Genomic DNA, 17,449 nt, shown 5'->3' with positions numbered 1-17,449 from the left:
GTGACTGCTACCTTTCGGGCACGTCCCGACAACGGTGAGGTGGGTCACATGAGTGAGCGCTCCGGAAAGATCGTCCCCGAGCAGGGCGAGTTCGACTACGAGCCGGAGGACCGCGAGCCCGCCCGCGCCCCCGGCCGGACCTGGCTGTACCGGGGTCTGGGCGTGCTCCTGGCCCTGCTCGTCTGGTTCCTGCTGGGCGGTGCGGACATCTCGGCCGACGCCCGCGTGGTGGGTGCCGTCGCGACCCTGATGGCGGTCTGGTGGATGACCGAGGCGGTGCCGCTGTCCATCACCTCGCTGCTGCCGATCGTGCTGTTCCCGGTGCTCACCGCCCTGGAGGTCTCCGAGGTCACCTCCCCCTACGCGAACCCGATCGTGTTCCTGTTCCTCGGCGGCTTCCTGATCGCGATCGCCATGCAGAAGTGGAACCTGCACCGCCGCATCGCCCTGCTGACCCTGCGGCGGGTCGGCACCCATCCCCGCCAGATCATCCTCGGGCTGATGATCTCCACCGCGTTCCTGTCCATGTGGGTGTCCAACACCGCGACCACGCTGATGATGCTGCCCATCGGGCTGTCCGTGCTGACCCTGGTGGTGGAGAACAGCCGCAAGGGCGGCACCCGCGCCGAGGCCGAGGCCCTGGGCGAGGACATCCGCGGCGGCAAGGCCATCAGCGACGTCATCGACGACCGCGACGTCCGCCTGTTCGGGGTGGCCCTGGTCCTGGCGATCGCCTGGTCGGCGACCATCGGCGGTCTGGGCACGCTGCTGGGCTCCCCGCCCAACGCCATCGTGGCCGGCTACATCAGCGAGGAGCTGGGCCGCACCGTGGGCTTCGCCCAGTGGATGATGCTCGGGGTGCCCATCGTGATCGTCTTCATCGGGCTCGCGTGGCTGCTCCTGACCCGCGTGATCTTCCGGTTCAACCTGGCCGAGGTGCCCGGGGGCAAGGAGCTGATCAACGAGGAGATCGCGGCCCTGGGCCCGATGAGCCAGGGCGAGAAGATCGTCCTCACGGTGTTCGTCATCGCGGCGTTCTTCTGGATCGTGCCCGGGCTGCTGACCGGGATCGGCGACCTCGGCACCCAGCTGCCGTGGCTGGAGCTCTTCGACGACACGGTCGTGGCCATCGGCGCCGGCGTGCTGCTCTTCCTGCTGCCCGGGGACAAGCAGGGGAACATGACCCTGGAGTGGAACGACGCCGAGGAGGGCCTGCCCTGGGGCGTGCTGCTGCTCTTCGGCGGCGGCCTGTCGCTGGCCGCCGCGGTGGCCGGCACCGGACTGGACGCCTGGTTCGGCGCGCAGGTCTCCGGGCTCGGGGCGCTGCCGATCGTGCTGCTGCTCGCCGCGGTGGTCGCGATCGTGCTGCTGCTGACCGAGATCACCTCCAACACCGCCACGGCCGCCACGTTCATCCCGATCCTGGGCGGGGTCGCCGTGGGCATCGGGGTGGACCCCATGACCCTGCTCATCCCGGCGGCCCTGGCCGCCACGTGCGCGTTCATGCTGCCGGTGGGCACCCCGCCCAACGCCATCGTCTTCGCCACCGGCCAGGTCAAAATCACCGAGATGGTCCGCGGCGGCATCGTGCTCAACATCGTGGGCGTCATCCTGATCACCATCTTCACCGTGCTCATCGGCCCCTTCGCGCTGGGCCTGGTGATCTAGCCGGTCCCTGCCCCGACCTCGGGGGTCCGTGGCGCCCACGGGCCCCCGAGGCGTGTCGCCGCCCCCGTCACGAAGCGGCGGCGCACCGGGCCAGCACGGCCTGTGTGAACTCCTCGGTGGTCGCCGTTCCGCCGAGGTCGCCGGTGCGGGTGCCGTCGGCCAGGGCCTGTTCGAAGGCCGACTCCAGGTGCCGGGCGGCCCCGTCCTCCCCGAGGTGGTCGAGCATCATGGCTGCCGCCCACATCGTGCCCACCGGATTGGCGATGCCCTGACCCGCGATGTCGGGGGCGGAGCCGTGCACCGGCTCGAACATGGACGGGTGGCTCTTCTCCGGGTTCAGGTTCGCGCTGGGGGCGACACCGATCGAGCCGGCGGCCCCGGCGGCGAGGTCGGAGAGGATGTCGCCGAAGAGGTTGGAGGCGACGATCACGTCGAGGCTGCGCGGTTTGAGGACCATCCGGGCGGCCAGTGCGTCGATGAGGACCTTCTCGACCGTCACGCCGGGGTACTCGGAGACCGTGGCGTCCACGACCTCGTCCCAGAACGGCATGGTGTGGATGATGCCGTTGGACTTCGTGGCCGAGACCAGCCGGCCGGAGCGGCGCCGGGACAGCTCGGCGGCGTAGCGGGCGATGCGGGTGACGCCGGCGCGGGTGAACACGGACTCCTGGACGGCCATCTCCTCGGGCCGGCCGCGATAGAGCCTGCCACCGACCTCGGAGTACTCGCCCTCGATGTTCTCGCGGACGACGACGAGGTCCAGCTCGTCGAGCCCGCGCAGCGGAGAGGTGACGCCGGGCAGGATCCGGATCGGCCGGAGGTTGACGTACTGGTGGAACTCGCGGCGGATCGGGATCAGCAGGCCCCACAGGGTGACGTCGTCGGGGATGTCCGGGGCGCCGACCGCCCCGAGCAGGACAGCGTCGCCCGAGGCGAGCTGCTCGATGCCGTCGACGGGCATCATCCGGGAGTGGGCCCGGTAGTGGTCGGAGCCCCAGTGGCGCTCGCGCCACTCGACGGCGAAGCCGTGCGCCTGCGCCAGCGCGTCGACGCAGCGCAGCGCGGACGGCATGACCTCCTGGCCGATGCCGTCGCCGGCGATCACGTCAATCGTGTAGTGCCGTTGGCCTGTCACAGGGATCCTCCGCAACCTCGTCCGGACCGCGGAGGCGGGCGCGTTCCGCAGCTGGTGCCGAGCATAGCCCGCCGGGGCGGCCCGTGACGGTCCGCCCCGGCGGCCGGACAGGCGTCAGAACTTCTCGCGGAAGGTCTCCCGTGCGAGCAGCGTGCACACGGTCGAGATCACGCCGAGTGCCACGATGTAGAGGCTGATGCCCCAGGTCGCGCCCTCCTGCGCGGCCAGCAGCGAGGCAGCGATCAGCGGCGCCAGACCGCCCGAGAGCATCGCCCCGACCTGGTATCCGATCGAGGCGCCCGAGAGCCGGACCTTGCTGCCGAACAGCTCGGAGAAGTACACGGCCTGCGGGCCGTAGACCATGTCGTGCAGGAAGTTCGCGCCGATGACCATGCCCAGCGTCACCCACAGGACGCTGTGGGTGTCCGCGATGACGAAGATGAACGGGAAGTAGAGGGTGCCCAGCACGCATCCGGCCAGGTAGACGGGCTTGCGTCCCACCTTGTCGCTGAGCCAGGACCAACCCGGGATGGTGAGGAAGCCCACCACCGAGGAGATCATCACAGCGTTGAGCCCCACCTGGTAGTCCATCTCCAGGGAGTCCCTGATGTAGGCGAGCATGAACACGGTGTAGATGTAGAAGACGGCGTTCTGGAACATCTTCATGCCGATGGTCAGCAGCAGGTTGCGCCAGTGGTGCACGATGACCTCCCGAGAGGGCTTCTCGGCCCGGGTGTCCGTGTCCAGGAGCTCCTGGAAGACGGGGGACTCGGCCACGGCCATCCGGATCACGATCCCGACGATGATGAGCACGGCCGAGAGCAGGAACGGGATGCGCCAGCCCCAGGCCGTGAACGCCTCCTGGCCCAGTCCGTTGCTGATCAGCGCGAAGACGCCGGACGAGATGAGCAGTCCCGCGGGTACACCCAGCTGGGGGAAGCTGCCGAACAGTCCGCGCCTGCCCTTCGGCGCGTGCTCGACGGCCATCACCACGGCCGAGCCCCACTCCCCGCCCACGGCGAAGCCCTGGATCAGGCGCATGAGGCAGAGCAACGCGGGGGCCCACAGACCGATGGCGTCGTAGGAGGGCAGCAGCCCGATCAGGAACGTGCTGACGCCCATGAGGATGAGGGAGAGCATCAGCATGGTCTTGCGGCCGATGCGGTCGCCGTAGTGACCGAAGATGAAGCCACCGAGGGGGCGGGCCGCGAAACCCACCGCGTAGGTGGCGAAGGCCTTCACGACACCGATGGCCGGGTCGTCCTCGGGGAAGAACACGGCCGGGAAGATGAGCGCGGCGGCGGTGCCGTAGAGATAGTAGTCGTACCACTCGATGGTGGTGCCCACGAAGCTGCCGACGGCGACCTTGCGGGACTCCTTCCGGGTGTCCAGGACGACTCGGCCGGGCGGGGCGGCGGGGGGCGGTGACGTGGTGGTGCTCATGGGTGGTCTTTCTCTCGGTGCGGGAAGGGAGTGATCGTTCAGGAGACGGCTTCGAGGAGGACCGCGAGGCCCTGTCCTCCGCCGCCGCACAGGGTCGCGACAGCACGGCGGCCGTTGCGGACCTGCAGGGTCCGGGCCGCGGTCAGTGCCAGCCGGAAGCCGCTGGCGCCCAGGGGGTGCCCCACGGCGACGGCCCCGCCGTGGACGTTGACGACCTCGCCGGGCACCCCGAGGTCCCGGGCGGAGGCGATCGCGACCCCTGCGAACGCCTCGTTGATCTCGTAGACGTCGACGTCCGCGGGGACCAGGCCCTGGCGGTCGAGCACCCGGCGCACGGCACGGGCCGGTTTCAGGTGCAGGCTGGTGTCGGGACCGGCCACGAACGCCCAGTCCACGATCCGCGCGTGGGGCACGGCACCCGTACGGTCGAGGACCTCCTCGGAGACGACCAGGCCGGCGCTCGCGCCGTCGGCCGTCTGGGAGGCGTTGCCCGCGGTGATGGTCCCGTCCGGAGTGAACACCGGACGCAGGCCGGCGAGGGCCTCGATCGACGACTGCGCCCGCACGCCCTGGTCGTCGGTGTGCACGTTGCCGTCCGGCAGCGGCACGGGCACGGTCTCGCCGCGCAGGAAGTCGCGCGCGGCCAGGGCCCGGGCATGGGAGCCGTGGGCCCAGGCGTCCTGGTCCTCGCGGCTGATGCCGAGCTCGGCGTTGACCCGGTCCGAGACGACCCCCATCGACCGGCCGGAGGCGGCGTCCAGCAGCCCGTCGTGGAGGACGGCGTCGACGTCCCCTCCGAGCCGTCGACCGGTGGACATCGAGTCGAACCCGCCCACGAGATAGGCGGCGCCCTCCCCCACCGTGATCCGCCGCGCGGCGTCGCACACCGCCTCCAGGGACGCCAGGCAGACGCTGTTGAGGGTCAGTGCGGGCACCTCCGGGTCCACGCCGCCGGCCAGCGCCGCCGTCCGCGCGGGATTCTGGCCGAGCCCGGCCTGAACGACGACGCCCAGCAGGGCGGCGTCGAGCGCGAGATCCGGGTGGCGGCGCAGCAGCTTCGCGATCGGCAGGGCCCCGAGCTCGATGGCGCTCCGGTCTGCGAGGGCCTTTCCGGTGCACCCGAAGGGGACGCGGATCCCGTCGAGCAGGTAGGCGCCGGGGCTCATCGGGGTGCTCCCGCCGGGACCGCGGTGGGCAGGGTGTACTCCCCGACGGGCGTGAAGGAGATCCGGACGGGCATGCCGACGGCGACGTCCGCCGGGGCGACGTCGCAGAGGGTGGTCAGCATCGTGGGTCCTTCGGCGAGGACCAGGACCGCCACGACGTAGGGGGCGGCGTCGGCCCAGCCCGGGTGCCCGGGTTTGTGCACCACGGTGAAGCTGCGGACGGTGGCCTTCCCCGAGGCTTCCCGCCAGCGCAGATCCTGGCTCCAGCAGTGCGGGCACTGCGCGCGCGGGTAGAACACCCAGCGCTCGCACCCGGCGCAGTGCTGGAGCTCGAAGCGACCCCGGGCGCAGGCGTCCCAGAAGTGTCGCGTCTCTCCCGTCGGGACGGGCGGGGGCACGGTGAGGGCGGACAGTTGCGCGGCGGTCAGCACCTGCTTCTCGCGGGACAGAGTCATGGCGCGACCTCCTGGGAGCCGATGACCAGGGCGACGGCCTCGCTCATGGTCGCCCCGTTGCCCGTGACGAGGGCGAGGTGCGGGTCGGCGGCCTGGCGCCCGTGGGCGGTGCCGCGCAGCTGGTGGACGGCCTCGATGGCATGGCTCATGCCGCCGGCGAGATCGGCCTGGCCGCACCCCAGCTGGCCGCCGTGGGGGTTGTAGGACACCGGACCGGTGTGCGAGAGATCTCTGCCCTGCATCCACTGCGCGAACTCCCCGGGCCGGCACACCCCAGCGTCCTCGAGGGTGATGGCGGCCAGCACGGTGTAGCAGTCGTAGATCGACAGGACGTCGAGGTCCGCCGGGGAGATCCCCGCCTGTGCGTAGGCCTGCGCCGTGGCCGGCTTGAGCGGCCCGGTCGTGAGGGAGGGCGACTGGCTCATGGCCCGGTGGGTCAGCTTCTCGCCCGCGCCGAGCAGGTGCACGGGAGCATGGGGGAGGTCCATCGCCGCGGCCCGCTCGGGACTGACGACGACGGCCGCGGTGGCCCCCGCCACCGGCATCACGATCTCCAGCAGGTGCAACGGCTCGGCGATGAATGGAGAGTCGAGGACGTCCTGCACCGTGGCCGGTTTGCCGGCGAAGATGGCGTTGGGGTTGTGCTGGGCGTGGGCCCGGGAGACGGCGGCGATCCGCGCGAAGTCGGCGTCGGTGGTCCCGTACCGGTCCATGTGGGCGGTCTTCAGCAGGGCGTATGAGGTGTTGGCGCCCGAGGCCCCGAACGGGACGTCGAACTCGCGGATCGGGTTGCGGTTGGGCGAGCGGGGCGGCACCGGATTGCGGTGGTTGCCGACCAGGCACAGCACGACGTCCGCCATGCCCGCGTCGATCGCCGCCGCCGCCCGCCAGAGCATGCCCGGCCCGGTGGCCCCGCCGAGGTCCACCACGTTCGCCATCCGGGGCTGCAGGCCGAGGTACTCGGAGAGCATCGCCGGGACGTGCTGCGGGGTCTCACCGACCTGGGGGCCCATCAGCAGCCCGTCGATCTCGCCCTTGCCGATCCCGGCGTCCTCGACGGCGAGCTTCGCGGCCCGGGCCAGCAGGCCCATGGTCGTGGCGTCCTCCGTCCGGCGGGTCGGTGGGAGCTCGCCCACGCCGACGATCGTGCCGCGCGCCGTTCCCCGGTCGCGACTCATGCGAACAGCCTCCGGAACTCGTCGAGGGAGCCGGGGTTGGCCAGCGACGCCTCGTTCTTCACGGCCTCGCCGCCGGCGGCGAGGCGGGCCGCGCCCTCGACCTTCTTGCCGTTGAGGGTGTAGGGGACCTCGGCGACGGCGAAGACGTGGGCGGGGACGTGCCGGGGCGAGGCCTGGGTGCGGATGTCCGCCCGCAGCTCCGCGGTGAAGCCGGGGGTCAGTTCGTGCCCGTCGGCCATCACGAGGCAGAGGACGACCTCCTCGTCGGTGCGGGCGGTGTGCCCGAAGACGAGGGACTCGGCGACCTCGGGGCGCTGGTCGACCACCCGGTAGATCTCCGCGGTGCCGATCCGCACGCCGTTGGGCTTGAGCGTCGTGTCCGAGCGGCCGTGGACGACGACGGAGCGGCGCGGGGTGATCTCGGCGAGGTCGCCGTGGGTCCACACGTCCGGGCGCTCGGCGAAGTAGGTGTCGTGGTAGCGCTGCAGCCCCCCCTCCCCGAGGAAGGTCAGAGGCATCGACGGGAAGGGCTCGGTGCACACGAGCTCGCCCTTTTCCCCGACCACCGGCGCTCCCCGCTCGTCCAGCACGCTGACGGCGTGCCCCAGGGCGATGCAGGTGATCTCGCCCCGGCGCACCGGGTGAAGGGGGGAGCCGAGCTGGAAGCAGCCGTGGATCTCCGTCCCGCCGCAGATCGAGGCGAAGACCATGTCCTGCTTCACCTCGGCATACAGCCAGTCGTACTGCTCCGGGGAGACGGGCGCCCCGGCCGAGAGGACCGATCGCAGGGCGCGCAGGTCGTGGTGCTCCCGGGGCGCGTACGCGGAGTCCATGAGAGCGGTCAGGTACCGGGGGCTCGTGCCGAAGTGGGTGAGCCCGGCCTCGTCCGCCATCCGCCACAGGTGTCCGTGGTCGGCGGTGCCGTCGGGGAGGCGGGGCGAGGGGTGGCCGTCGATGAGCAGCACGGCCGCCTCCGCGGCCAGGACGGACACGACCCACGCGTACATCATCCAGGCGGTGGACGTGAACCAGGAGTGCACGTCGCCGGGACGGACGTCCCCGTGCAGGACGTGCTCCTTGAGGTGCTGGAGCAGGACGCCACCGGCGCTGTGCACGATGGCCTTGGGCAGCCCCGTGGTGCCCGAGGTGAACATGATCAGGCCGGGGGCGTCGAACGGGAAGCGCTCGAGCGTGAGGGGTGAGGTCTCGTCCGTGAACTCGTCCTCCCACCGGGGGGAACCGACCAGGACGAGATCGGACGTGGTCGCCAGGCGGGCGACGACCTCCTCCGCCTTGTCCCGCACGTCGAAGTCGCGGCCGTTGTAGGCGTAGCTCTGCGCGGCGACCACCACCGACGGGCGCACCTGCCCGATCCGGTCGACCAGGCCGGCCACCCCGAAGTCCGGCGAGCAGCCCGCCCAGGCGGCCCCCAGGGACAGGGTGGCGATCATCGTGGTGAGGTTCTCGACGGTGTTGGGGAGGATGCCGGCGACGACGTCTCCCTCACCGACCCCTGCCGCCCGCAGCCCCGCCTGGACCGCCGCAACCCGTCCACGCAGCTCCCCCACGGTGAGCCGCGTGTGGGTCCCCGTCTCATCCGCGGCGAGCACCGCGAGCCGGTGCGGCTCGCCCCGCAGCAGGTTCTCGGCCACGTTGAGCCGTCCGGCGGGGAAGTACCTGGTCCCGAACATGCGTCCGTGCCGCAGGGAGGGCAGCAGCTCGAGGTCGGCGCCGCCGGTCGGCGGCGCCTGCTCCACGACGTCGCCCTTGTCCCCGCGCACGCCCGTGAAGTCCCACAGCGCGTTCCAGAACTCGTCCCGCCGGGTCACCGACCAGCCGTGCAGCTCGTCGTAGCGACGGGGGTCAAACCCGTTGGCGACTGCGAAGCGACTCATGGCGGAGTCCCTGTAGGCAGAGTCCGGGGGTGTCCAGAGAGTGGCAGGGCCGTGCGGGGTCATCGGGCGGGGCGCGCCTTTCCTGAGCTGATCTGCCCCGTGGCCCGGCACCTTGTTCAGGGGTGCTGCGCAGATCCGGCGCGGAGGGCGCCGTACTTGCCGCAGGCGGTGTGCCCTGCGGCCCGATCCTCATCTGGGGCACCCCGCTACGGGAGAGGGTTGCCGCCCGGCCAGCCAGAGCTTCGCGCCGGGTCTCGTGATCGTGCTGAATGCGTTCTCACGATAGGCCAGGGAAGCCGTCCGTGTCAGATCGGCGAACCGTGGCGGCCCGGTTGGCGCGAAACACTCCGGACGACGACAATGGGAGGCAGCCATCCCGAGCGGCCGAGAGACCTGGATCGACGACGCCGCAGCAACCGTGGTCCACGTCGCAGACCGCACGGTGCTACCGCCAGGACCGATGGAGCAGCGCACTCCCGGGCCGCCCACCGGGGGCACCTCTTCGCCCGGGACCGACCAGCGGCACCACCTGCACGAGGAGTTCTCCCCATGGCCGACCACCAGTTCGGGTTCCGCACCCGCGCCCTGCACGCCGGGGGCACCCCCGACGCCGAGCACGGCGCCCGGGCGGTCCCGATCTACCAGACCAGCTCGTTCGTCTTCAAGGACGCCGACGACGCCGCCAATCTGTTCGCCCTGCAGAAGTACGGCAACATCTACTCCCGCATCGGCAACCCGACCGTCGCGGCGTTCGAGGAGCGCATCGCCTCCCTCGAGGGAGGCATCGGCGCGGTGGCCACCGCCTCCGGCATGTCCGCCGAGTTCCTCGTGTTCGCCGCGCTCGCCCAGGCCGGGGACCACATCGTGGCCTCCGCCCAGCTCTACGGGGGGACGGTCACCCAGCTGGACGTCACCCTCCGCCGGTTCGGGATCGAGACCACGTTCGTGCCCGGCACCGACCCCGCCGACTACCGGGCCGCGGTGCGCCCGGGCACCAAGGCCGTTTACACGGAGGTCGTGGCCAATCCCTCCGGCGACGTCGCGGACCTGGAGGGCCTCGCCGCGGTCGCGCACGAGGCCGGCGTGCCGCTGGTCGTCGACTCGACCATGACCCCGCCGTACCTGGTCCGCCCGATCGAGCACGGGGCGGACATCGTCATCCACTCGGCCACCAAGTTCCTGGGCGGGCACGGCACCACGCTGGGCGGCGTCGTCGTCGAGTCCGGCCGCTTCGACTGGGCGAACGGCAACTTCCCGTCCATGACGGAGCCGGTGCCGACGTACAACGACGTCACCTGGTGGGGGAACTTCGGGGAGTACGGGTTCCTGACCCGGCTGCGCACCGAGCAGCTGCGGGACATCGGCCCCGCGCTGGCCCCCCAGTCCGCGTGGAACCTGCTTCAGGGCGTGGAGACGCTGCCGCAGCGCATGGACGCGCACCTGGCCAACACGCACGCCGTCGCGCGGTGGCTGGCGGAGGACCCGCGCGTCTCCTACGTCAACTGGGCCGGGCTGCCGGACCACCCCCACCACGACCGCGCCCGGAAGTACCTGCCCCTCGGACCCGGCGCCGTGTTCGCGTTCGGGGTCTCCCCCACGGACCGGCTCGGAGGGCGGGAGGTCGGCGCCCGGTTCATCGAGAACCTGCAGCTGGCCAGTCACCTCGCCAACATCGGCGACGCCCGCACCCTCGTGCTGCACCCGGCCTCGACCACTCACCAGCAGCTGAGCGCCGAGCAGCTGCTCCAGGCCGGGGTGCGGGAGGACCTCATCCGCCTGTCGGTGGGCCTCGAGGACGTCGAGGACATCCTCTGGGACCTGGACCAGGCCCTCACCGCGGCCACCGGCCTGTCCCGGGATGCTGCCTCCGCTGTTGGTGCCCCGGCCGGTGTCACTGCTGATGTCACCGCAGATGTCACCGCCGATGTCACTGCCGAGGCCGCCACGGCGACCACGACCGAAGGAGTGCTCCGATGACCCCCGAGACCCGCACCTGGACGGGGCCGAGCGCGCCCGAGCGGCTGAAGATCCTGCACGACACCGAGTCGATCGCCATCGTGGGGGCGTCCGACAAGCCGTCCCGTGCCTCCTACTTCGTCTCGACCTATCTGCTGTCCTCCTCGCCGTACCGGGTGTACTTCGTCAACCCGGTGCTGCAGGAGATCATGGGCCGGCCTGTCTATCCGTCCCTGGCGGAGCTGCCGGAGACGCCCGACGTGGTCGACGCGTTCCGGCGCCACGACGACCTCCCCGGCGTGGCCCGCGACGCCGTGGCGGTCGGGGCGAGGACCCTGTGGCTGCAGCTGGGCTCCTGGCACGAGGAGGCCGCCAGGATCGCCGAGGAGGGCGGGCTCAACGTGGTCATGGACCGCTGCGTGAAGATCGAGCACGCCCGCTTCCACGGCGGCCTGCACCTGGCCGGCTTCAACACCGGCGTGGTCTCGGCGAAGCGGCAGGTCCTGGCCTGAGACCGGCCCGGGACGACGAACGACCCCGGGAGCCTGGAGCTTCCGGGGTCGTTCCCGTCCTGCGGGCGGGGTCGTCCCTGTCCTGCGTGCGGGGTCGTTACACGCGCTCGAGCACGAACCTCACGTCGGCCTTCAGGCTCTGGCTGACCACGCAGTAGCGCTCCGTGGCCCGCGCGAGGCGCTCCAGGCCGGTGTCGTCGAGGTCGGCGTCCACGCGGGCGGTCACGACGACGTCCTGGACCCCGACGGGCACGGCCCGGTCGACGCCCAGGGTGCCGCGGGCGTCGAACATCCCCTCGGCGGTCAGCTCGGTCGAGCGCACCTCCACGCCCATGGCGGTGGCGACGCTGCGCAGGGTCACTCCGGCGCAGGCCAGCAGCGCGTCGAGGAGCATGTCCCCGGAGCAGGCATCGCTGCCGTCCCCGCCGGTGGCGGCGTGCGGACCGCCCCGCACGGGACCCGCCCAGGTGTCGACCGTGCAGGTCAGTCCGGGGTCCCGGAAGTCGCCGTGGGAGTGCAGGGGCGTGCGGGCCGCCGCGGGGTCCTCCCGGTAGCGGTCCTTGAGGGGCGCCTGGAGCTGCCGGAGCTCCGCAGCGGTCATCTGGGTTCGAGATTCCATGGTGCCACTGTAGAGCGTCCGGCGCGGACGGCACCACGCGGGGCGCCCGCGCCGGGCGGTCTCAGCGGACGCGCTCGGCCGCCCGGTCCTCCCAGTAGGCGCGGGTGGTCACCACGTCGGTGCCGTCCCACGCCCCGAGCCCGGACAGGCCCGGGACGTCGCCGCTGTGGAAGATCGGCTCCACGCCCTGCTTGCGCTGGGCCTCGTAGTTCCTGAGCACCCGGACGGCCACGCCGGCGAGCAGCACCAGGGCCACGAGGTTGATGGTCGCCATGACCGCCATGAACAGGTCGGCCAGGGACCACACGAGGTCCAGGGCCAGCACCGCGCCGCCGAAGACGAACACCAGCACGAGCACGCGGTAGGCCGTCATCGCCGCGGGCGAGCCCGTGAGGAAGCGGATGTTGGACTCGCCGTAGTAGTAGTTGCCGATCACGGACGTGAAGGCGAACAGGAAGATCGCCACGGTCAGGAAGTGCACCGCCCAGTTGCCCAGCTGCAGGGCCAGTGCGGACTGGGTCAGGGACGCGCCCTCTCGGCCGCCGAACTCGGGGTTGGACAGGAGCACGATGAACGCGGTGATCGAGCAGATCAGCCAGGTGTCGAAGTACACGCCGAGCGCCTGCAGGAAGCCCTGCTTCGCCGGGTGGGACACGGACGCGGTGGCACCGGCGTTGGGGGCCGAGCCCATGCCGGCCTCGTTGGAGAACAGGCCGCGCTTCATGCCCTGGATGATGACGCCGATCAGCCCGCCGGTGACGAACTCGCGGATCCCGAGGGCCCCTTCGAGGATCTGGCCGAGCACCGCGGGGACCGCGCCGAGGTTCAGCACGACCACGAGCAGGCCCAGGGCGATGTAGAGCACCGCCATGACGGGGACGACGATCTCGGAGACCGCGGAGATCCGGCGGATGCCGCCGAAGATGATCGCGGCGGTCAGCCCCACGAGCACGGCGCCGACCAGGATCCGGAACCACAGGGCCTCCGCCGCGGCGATGTCCACGCCGAGGGAGCCGCCCAGCGCGTCCACGATCGAGTTGGACTGCACGGAGTTGAACACGAACCCGTAGGTCAGGGTGATCACGACCGCGAAGAGCAGGCCCATCCAGCGCGCGCCGAGGCCGCGCTCCATGTAGTAGGCGGGTCCGCCCACGTAGCCGGCCGGCGCCTTGATCTTGTAGAGCTGGCCCAGCAGGGACTCCGTGAACGCGCTGGCCGCGCCGATGCCGGCGATCACCCACATCCAGAACACGGCGCCGGGGCCGCCGAGGCTGATGGCGATCGCGACGCCGGCGATGTTGCCGGTGCCCACGCGGGACGCGGCGGAGACGGTGAAGGCCCGGAACGCGGAGATGCCCTTCCTGCCGTCCTCGGCCAGGCCGGGCTTGTCGCCCAGCACCCGGAACATCTCCGGGACCAGCCGCAGCTGCACCACGCCGGTGCGGACGGTCAGGTAGAGGCCCACCCCGATGAGGATGGCGAAGACCACGTTCCACACCCAGCCGCCGAGGGTGCCCACGAGATCGGTGACGAGTTCCATTGCAGCTCCGAACTGTGACGGACGCGGGTCCCCGGCGTGGGGTCTGCGGGGCCCGCGTGATCGACCGGGCGCAGCGGTTGCGCGCCCCGACGGAACTCTAGTGGAAGTGACCGGCGTCTCGGCCCGTCCCGGTGCGCCGAGGTCGCGGCTGACGGTGACCGGACGGCGCCCGGTCGCCGTCTGCCGCGACCTCGGAGAACAGTGGGAGAAGGGGTCAGATCACGCGCACCGCGCCCTTGTCCGCGGAGGTGACCATCGAGGCGTAGGCGCGCAGGGCCTTGGAGACCTGCCGCTCGCGCGGCTTCGTGGGGTACCACGGGGCCGGGCCCCTGGCCTGCCGGCGGGCGGCCAGGACCGCGTCGTCCACGTTCACGCGCAGCAGGCGCCGGGCGACGTCGATCTCGATCTCGTCGCCGGTCTCGATCAGGCCCACGGCGCCGCCGGCCGCGGCCTCCGGGGAGATGTGCCCGATCGAGAGACCGGAGGTGCCGCCGGAGAAGCGGCCGTCGGTGATGAGCGCGCACTCCCGGCCGAGGCCGAGGCCCTTGAGGTAGGAGGTCGGGTAGAGCATCTCCTGCATTCCCGGGCCGCCCTTGGGACCCTCGTGGGTGATGACCACGATGTCGCCGGGCCGGACGTTCTTGGACAGGATCTCGAAGACGGCCTCGTCCTGGGACTCGACCACGAACGCCTTGCCGACGAAGTGGAACAGCTCCTCGTCGATGCCGGCGGTCTTGATGACCGCCCCGTCCTCGGCGATGTTGCCGTAGAGGATCGCCAGGCCGCCGTCCTGCGTGTAGGCGTGCTCCACCGAGCGGATGCAGCCGTCCTCGCCGTCGAGGTCCAGGGACTCGAACGTGTTGGCCGTGGAGAACGCCTGCGTGGTGCGCACCCCGCCGGGGGCGGCGTGGAAGAGCTGCCGGGCGCGCTCCGAGGAGCGGCCGCTGCGGACGTCCCACTCGTCCAGCCAGCTGGCCAGGTCCGGGGCGTGCACCGCGTGCACGTCCTCGTTGAGCAGGCCCGCGCGGCGCAGCTCGCCGAGGAGCGCGGGGATGCCGCCGGCCCGGTGGACGTGCTCGATGTGGAACCGCGTGGAGTTCGGCGCGACCTTGCACAGGCAGGGCACCCGGCGGGACAGCGCGTCGATGTCCGGGAGGGTGAAGTCCACCTCGCCCTCCTGGGCGGCGGCGAGGATGTGCAGGATCGTGTTGGTGGACCCGCCCATGGCGATGTCGAGGGCCATGGCGTTCTCGAACGCCGCCTTGGTGGCGATGTTGCGCGGGAGCACGGACTCGTCGTCCTGCTCGTAGTACCGGCAGCACAGGTCCACCACCCGGCGGCCGGCCTCGAGGAAGAGCTCCTTGCGGGCCACCTGGGTGGCCAGCGTGGTGCCGTTGCCGGGCAGGGACAGGCCGAGGGCCTCGGTGAGGCAGTTCATGGAGTTGGCGGTGAACATGCCCGAGCAGGATCCGCAGGTGGGGCAGGCGTTGCGCTCGATCTGGCCCAGCTGTTCGTCGGTGACGGACTCGTCGACAGCCATGGACATCGCGTCCACGAGGTCCAGGCGGTGCTCCACGACGCCCTCGACCGCCTCGCCGGACTCCATGGGCCCGCCGGAGACGAAGACCACCGGGATGTTCAGCCGCAGCGCGGCGAGCAGCATGCCCGGCGTGATCTTGTCGCAGTTGGAGATGCAGACCAGGGCGTCAGCCCGGTGGGCGTTGACCATGTACTCCACGGAGTCCGCGATGATGTCGCGGGAGGGCAGGGAGTAGAGCATGCCGTCGTGGCCCATCGCGATGCCGTCGTCGACCGCGATGGTGTTGAACTCCTTGGCCACGCCGCCGGCCTCCTTGACCGCGGAGGCCACGAGGTCGCCCATGTCCTTGAGGTGCACGTGACCCGGCACGAACTGCGTGTAGGAGTTCGCGATCGCGACGATCGGCTTCCCGAAGTCGTCGTCGCCCATGCCGGTGGCGCGCCACAGGGCGCGGGCGCCGGCCATGTTGCGGCCGTGGGTCGAGGTGCGGGAGCGGAGGTGGGGCATGGCGGAGCTGCGTCTCCTTGGTCGAGGATGTCCGGTGGATGTCCGGTGGCCGGGCGGGCGGCCCACGGGCCGTGGAGCGCCCGGGCCGGCCGCCGGCGGTCCGCCGTCCAGAATACGCTTCTCGACCGCAACATCCTGATGGGCGGACCTGCGTCTCACGATGTGACCGGACGATGTGCGCCGCCTCCTACACTGGGGCCAGCCGCGCAGCCCTCAGAAGGAGCCGACCATGAGCCACCACTCGACGCCCCCACGGCCGGACGACGGCGCCGCGTTCAGCGTGGAACTGCAGGACGCCGTCGACCCGCTGGTGATGGCCCTCGACGTCGGCTCGACGGGCAGCCGGGGCGGTCTGCACGACGCCACGGGGACCCCGGTGCGGGGCTACCGGCACAAGATCGAGCACGAGTTCAGCACGGCGGCGGACGGGACCTCCGTGATCGACCCCGACCAGGTGACGGACGAGCTCTCGGCGGTTCTCGACCTCGTCCTGGCCGACCCTGCGCTGGTCGGCCGGGTGGCGGGCGTCGCCCTGGACACCTTCGCGTCCTCGCTGGTGGGCGTCGGGGCCGACGGCGCAGCGGTCACCACGTGCTTCACCTACGCCGACTCCCGGTGCGCCGAGCAGCTGGCCGGGCTGCGCGAGGAGCTCGACGAGCCCGCCGCCCTGCAGCGCACCGGCGCCCGCCTGCACACCTCGTACCTGGCCCCGCGGCTGCGCTGGATCCGGGAGACGGACCCCGGGACGTGGGAACGGGCCCGGCGGTGGATGTCCCTGGGCGAGTACGTGCACCTGCGCCTGCTGGGCACCGCGCGCGCCGGGACCGCCACGGCCGCGTGGACCGGGATGCTGGACCGCCGCACGGGCCGGTGGGACGAGCCCCTGCTCCTGGCCTGCGGTCTGGGTGCCGAGCACTTCAACCCCCTCGCCGATCCGCACGAGCCGATCCCCGGCGTCGCGGGTTCCGTGGCCGAGCGCTGGCCCGCCCTCGAGGGCGCGGCCTGGTTCGCGCCGGTGGCCGACGGGCTGAGCGCCAACCTGGGCTCCGGCGGCACCGACGCCTCGACGATGGTCGTCTCCACCGCCACGTCGGGGGCCGCGCGCGTGCTGCTGCACCGGATCCCGGAGCGGGTGCCGACCGGGCTGTGGTGCTACCGCATCGACGCGCAACGGTGCCTGCTGGGCGGTGCCCTCAACGACGTCGGCCGGGCACTCGACTGGCTCGAGCGCACGGTGATCCTGCCGGAGGGCACGACGCTCGCGGACGTCGCCGCCGCGGACGTGGCCGGCCCCACCCCCGTGGTCCTGCCGTTCTTCACGGGTGAGCGCTCGACCGGCTGGGCCGGTGGCGCCCGGGCCGTGCTCGCCGGCGTGTCCGCCTCGAGCACCGGCGCGGACCTCGCCCGCGGGGTGCTCGAAGGCGTCGCGATCTCCTACGCCCGGGTGGCCGAGCAGCTCGAGGACGCCGCCGGCGGCGTGGACCGCGTGGTGGCCTCCGGCAGCGCGTCGCAGGACGTGCCGGAGTTGCTGCAGCTGCTCGCCGACGCCCTGGGCAAGCCCGTGGCGCGGGCCGAGTTCAAGCGCGCGACCCTGCGCGGCACCGCCCTGCTCGCCCTCGAGACCCTCGCCCCCGACGTGGAGCGGGCCCGCCCGCCCTACGGGCCGGAGCACGAGCCGGTACCCGGGCGCGCGGAGCACTACCGAGCCGCCCGCGCCCGCTTCGAGGAGCTCTACGAAGGGGCCGTCGGCCCCTGATCCGCCGAGCTCGCCGCGAGCGCCCGGGACCCGGCGCCTGCTTCCGGCCTCTCGGGCGCCCGCGGTGGGTTCGGCGACG

Annotated in this window: 13 protein-coding genes and 2 riboswitches; of the genes, 4 read left to right on the top strand and 9 right to left on the bottom strand. The window is 71.9% G+C overall.

What is annotated here, in order from left to right; all coding sequences use genetic code 11:
- Window positions 1-48: 48 nt before the first annotated feature.
- Complete coding sequence (locus ABD220_RS15595) at window positions 49-1,668, top strand: SLC13 family permease (protein ID WP_344124107.1); 1,620 nt, start codon at window positions 49-51, stop codon at window positions 1,666-1,668.
- Window positions 1,669-1,735: 67 nt separating this feature from the next.
- On the opposite strand, the gene ABD220_RS15590 is transcribed toward ABD220_RS15595, so the two are convergent.
- The 6 genes from ABD220_RS15590 to ABD220_RS15565 form a co-directional block, all read right to left on the bottom strand.
- Entirely contained in the window at window positions 1,736-2,803 is a 1,068-nt protein-coding gene (locus tag ABD220_RS15590; RefSeq protein ID WP_344124105.1) for a tartrate dehydrogenase, read from the bottom strand.
- A 114-nt stretch (window positions 2,804-2,917) separates the two neighbouring features.
- On the bottom strand, window positions 2,918-4,246 hold the full coding sequence (locus ABD220_RS15585; protein ID WP_344124103.1) for an MFS transporter: 1,329 nt from the start codon (window positions 4,244-4,246) through the stop codon (window positions 2,918-2,920).
- A 38-nt stretch (window positions 4,247-4,284) separates the two neighbouring features.
- Entirely contained in the window at window positions 4,285-5,412 is a 1,128-nt protein-coding gene (locus ABD220_RS15580; protein WP_344124101.1) for a thiolase family protein, read from the bottom strand.
- On the bottom strand, window positions 5,409-5,867 hold the full coding sequence (locus ABD220_RS15575; protein WP_344124099.1) for a Zn-ribbon domain-containing OB-fold protein: 459 nt from the start codon (window positions 5,865-5,867) through the stop codon (window positions 5,409-5,411). Before ABD220_RS15575 ends, ABD220_RS15580 begins: the two co-directional genes overlap by 4 nt.
- Entirely contained in the window at window positions 5,864-7,045 is a 1,182-nt protein-coding gene (locus ABD220_RS15570; RefSeq protein ID WP_344124097.1) for a thiolase family protein, read from the bottom strand. Before ABD220_RS15570 ends, ABD220_RS15575 begins: the two co-directional genes overlap by 4 nt.
- A complete protein-coding gene (locus tag ABD220_RS15565) occupies window positions 7,042-9,003 on the bottom strand; it encodes an acetoacetate--CoA ligase (protein ID WP_344124095.1) in 1,962 nt (653 codons plus the stop codon). The genes ABD220_RS15570 and ABD220_RS15565 overlap by 4 nt, the downstream gene beginning before the upstream one ends.
- 84 nt (window positions 9,004-9,087) lie before the next feature.
- Window positions 9,088-9,202, bottom strand: a riboswitch (SAM riboswitch).
- A 106-nt stretch (window positions 9,203-9,308) separates the two neighbouring features.
- A riboswitch (SAM riboswitch) is annotated at window positions 9,309-9,407 on the top strand.
- 82 nt (window positions 9,408-9,489) lie between these two features.
- Between ABD220_RS15565 and ABD220_RS15560 the strand changes: the two genes are divergently transcribed.
- The gene (locus tag ABD220_RS15560) at window positions 9,490-10,917 is read left to right on the top strand and encodes an O-acetylhomoserine aminocarboxypropyltransferase/cysteine synthase family protein (protein WP_344124093.1); all 1,428 of its coding nucleotides are present in this window, start codon (window positions 9,490-9,492) and stop codon (window positions 10,915-10,917) included.
- Window positions 10,914-11,408, top strand: a complete 495-nt coding sequence (locus tag ABD220_RS15555) for a CoA-binding protein (protein WP_344124091.1) — start codon at window positions 10,914-10,916, stop codon at window positions 11,406-11,408. The genes ABD220_RS15560 and ABD220_RS15555 overlap by 4 nt, the downstream gene beginning before the upstream one ends.
- Window positions 11,409-11,505: 97 nt before the next feature.
- On the opposite strand, the gene ABD220_RS15550 is transcribed toward ABD220_RS15555, so the two are convergent.
- The 3 genes from ABD220_RS15550 to ilvD all read right to left on the bottom strand — a co-directional run bounded on the left by ABD220_RS15550 (window position 11,506) and on the right by ilvD (window position 15,614).
- The gene (locus ABD220_RS15550; RefSeq protein WP_344124090.1) at window positions 11,506-12,009 is read right to left on the bottom strand and encodes an OsmC family protein; all 504 of its coding nucleotides are present in this window, start codon (window positions 12,007-12,009) and stop codon (window positions 11,506-11,508) included.
- Between the two features lie 79 nt (window positions 12,010-12,088).
- Window positions 12,089-13,567 carry an alanine/glycine:cation symporter family protein gene (locus ABD220_RS15545; RefSeq protein ID WP_344124089.1) on the bottom strand — a complete coding sequence of 493 codons (1,479 nt, stop codon included), beginning with the start codon at window positions 13,565-13,567 and terminating at the stop codon, window positions 12,089-12,091.
- Window positions 13,568-13,781: 214 nt separating this feature from the next.
- Window positions 13,782-15,614, bottom strand: coding sequence for a dihydroxy-acid dehydratase (gene ilvD, locus ABD220_RS15540; RefSeq protein ID WP_344124087.1), 1,833 nt, complete (start codon window positions 15,612-15,614; stop codon window positions 13,782-13,784).
- 229 nt (window positions 15,615-15,843) lie between these two features.
- Here ilvD and ABD220_RS15535 point away from each other — a divergent pair, with 229 nt between their 5' ends.
- The gene (locus ABD220_RS15535; protein WP_344124085.1) at window positions 15,844-17,370 is read left to right on the top strand and encodes a gluconokinase; all 1,527 of its coding nucleotides are present in this window, start codon (window positions 15,844-15,846) and stop codon (window positions 17,368-17,370) included.
- The last annotated feature ends 79 nt before the right edge of the window (window positions 17,371-17,449 follow it).

The sequence above is a fragment of the Kocuria aegyptia genome (assembly GCF_039530085.1).
Taxonomy (GTDB): Bacteria; Actinomycetota; Actinomycetes; order Actinomycetales; family Micrococcaceae; genus Kocuria; species Kocuria aegyptia.
This window is presented reverse-complemented; position numbering and strand designations above follow the sequence as displayed.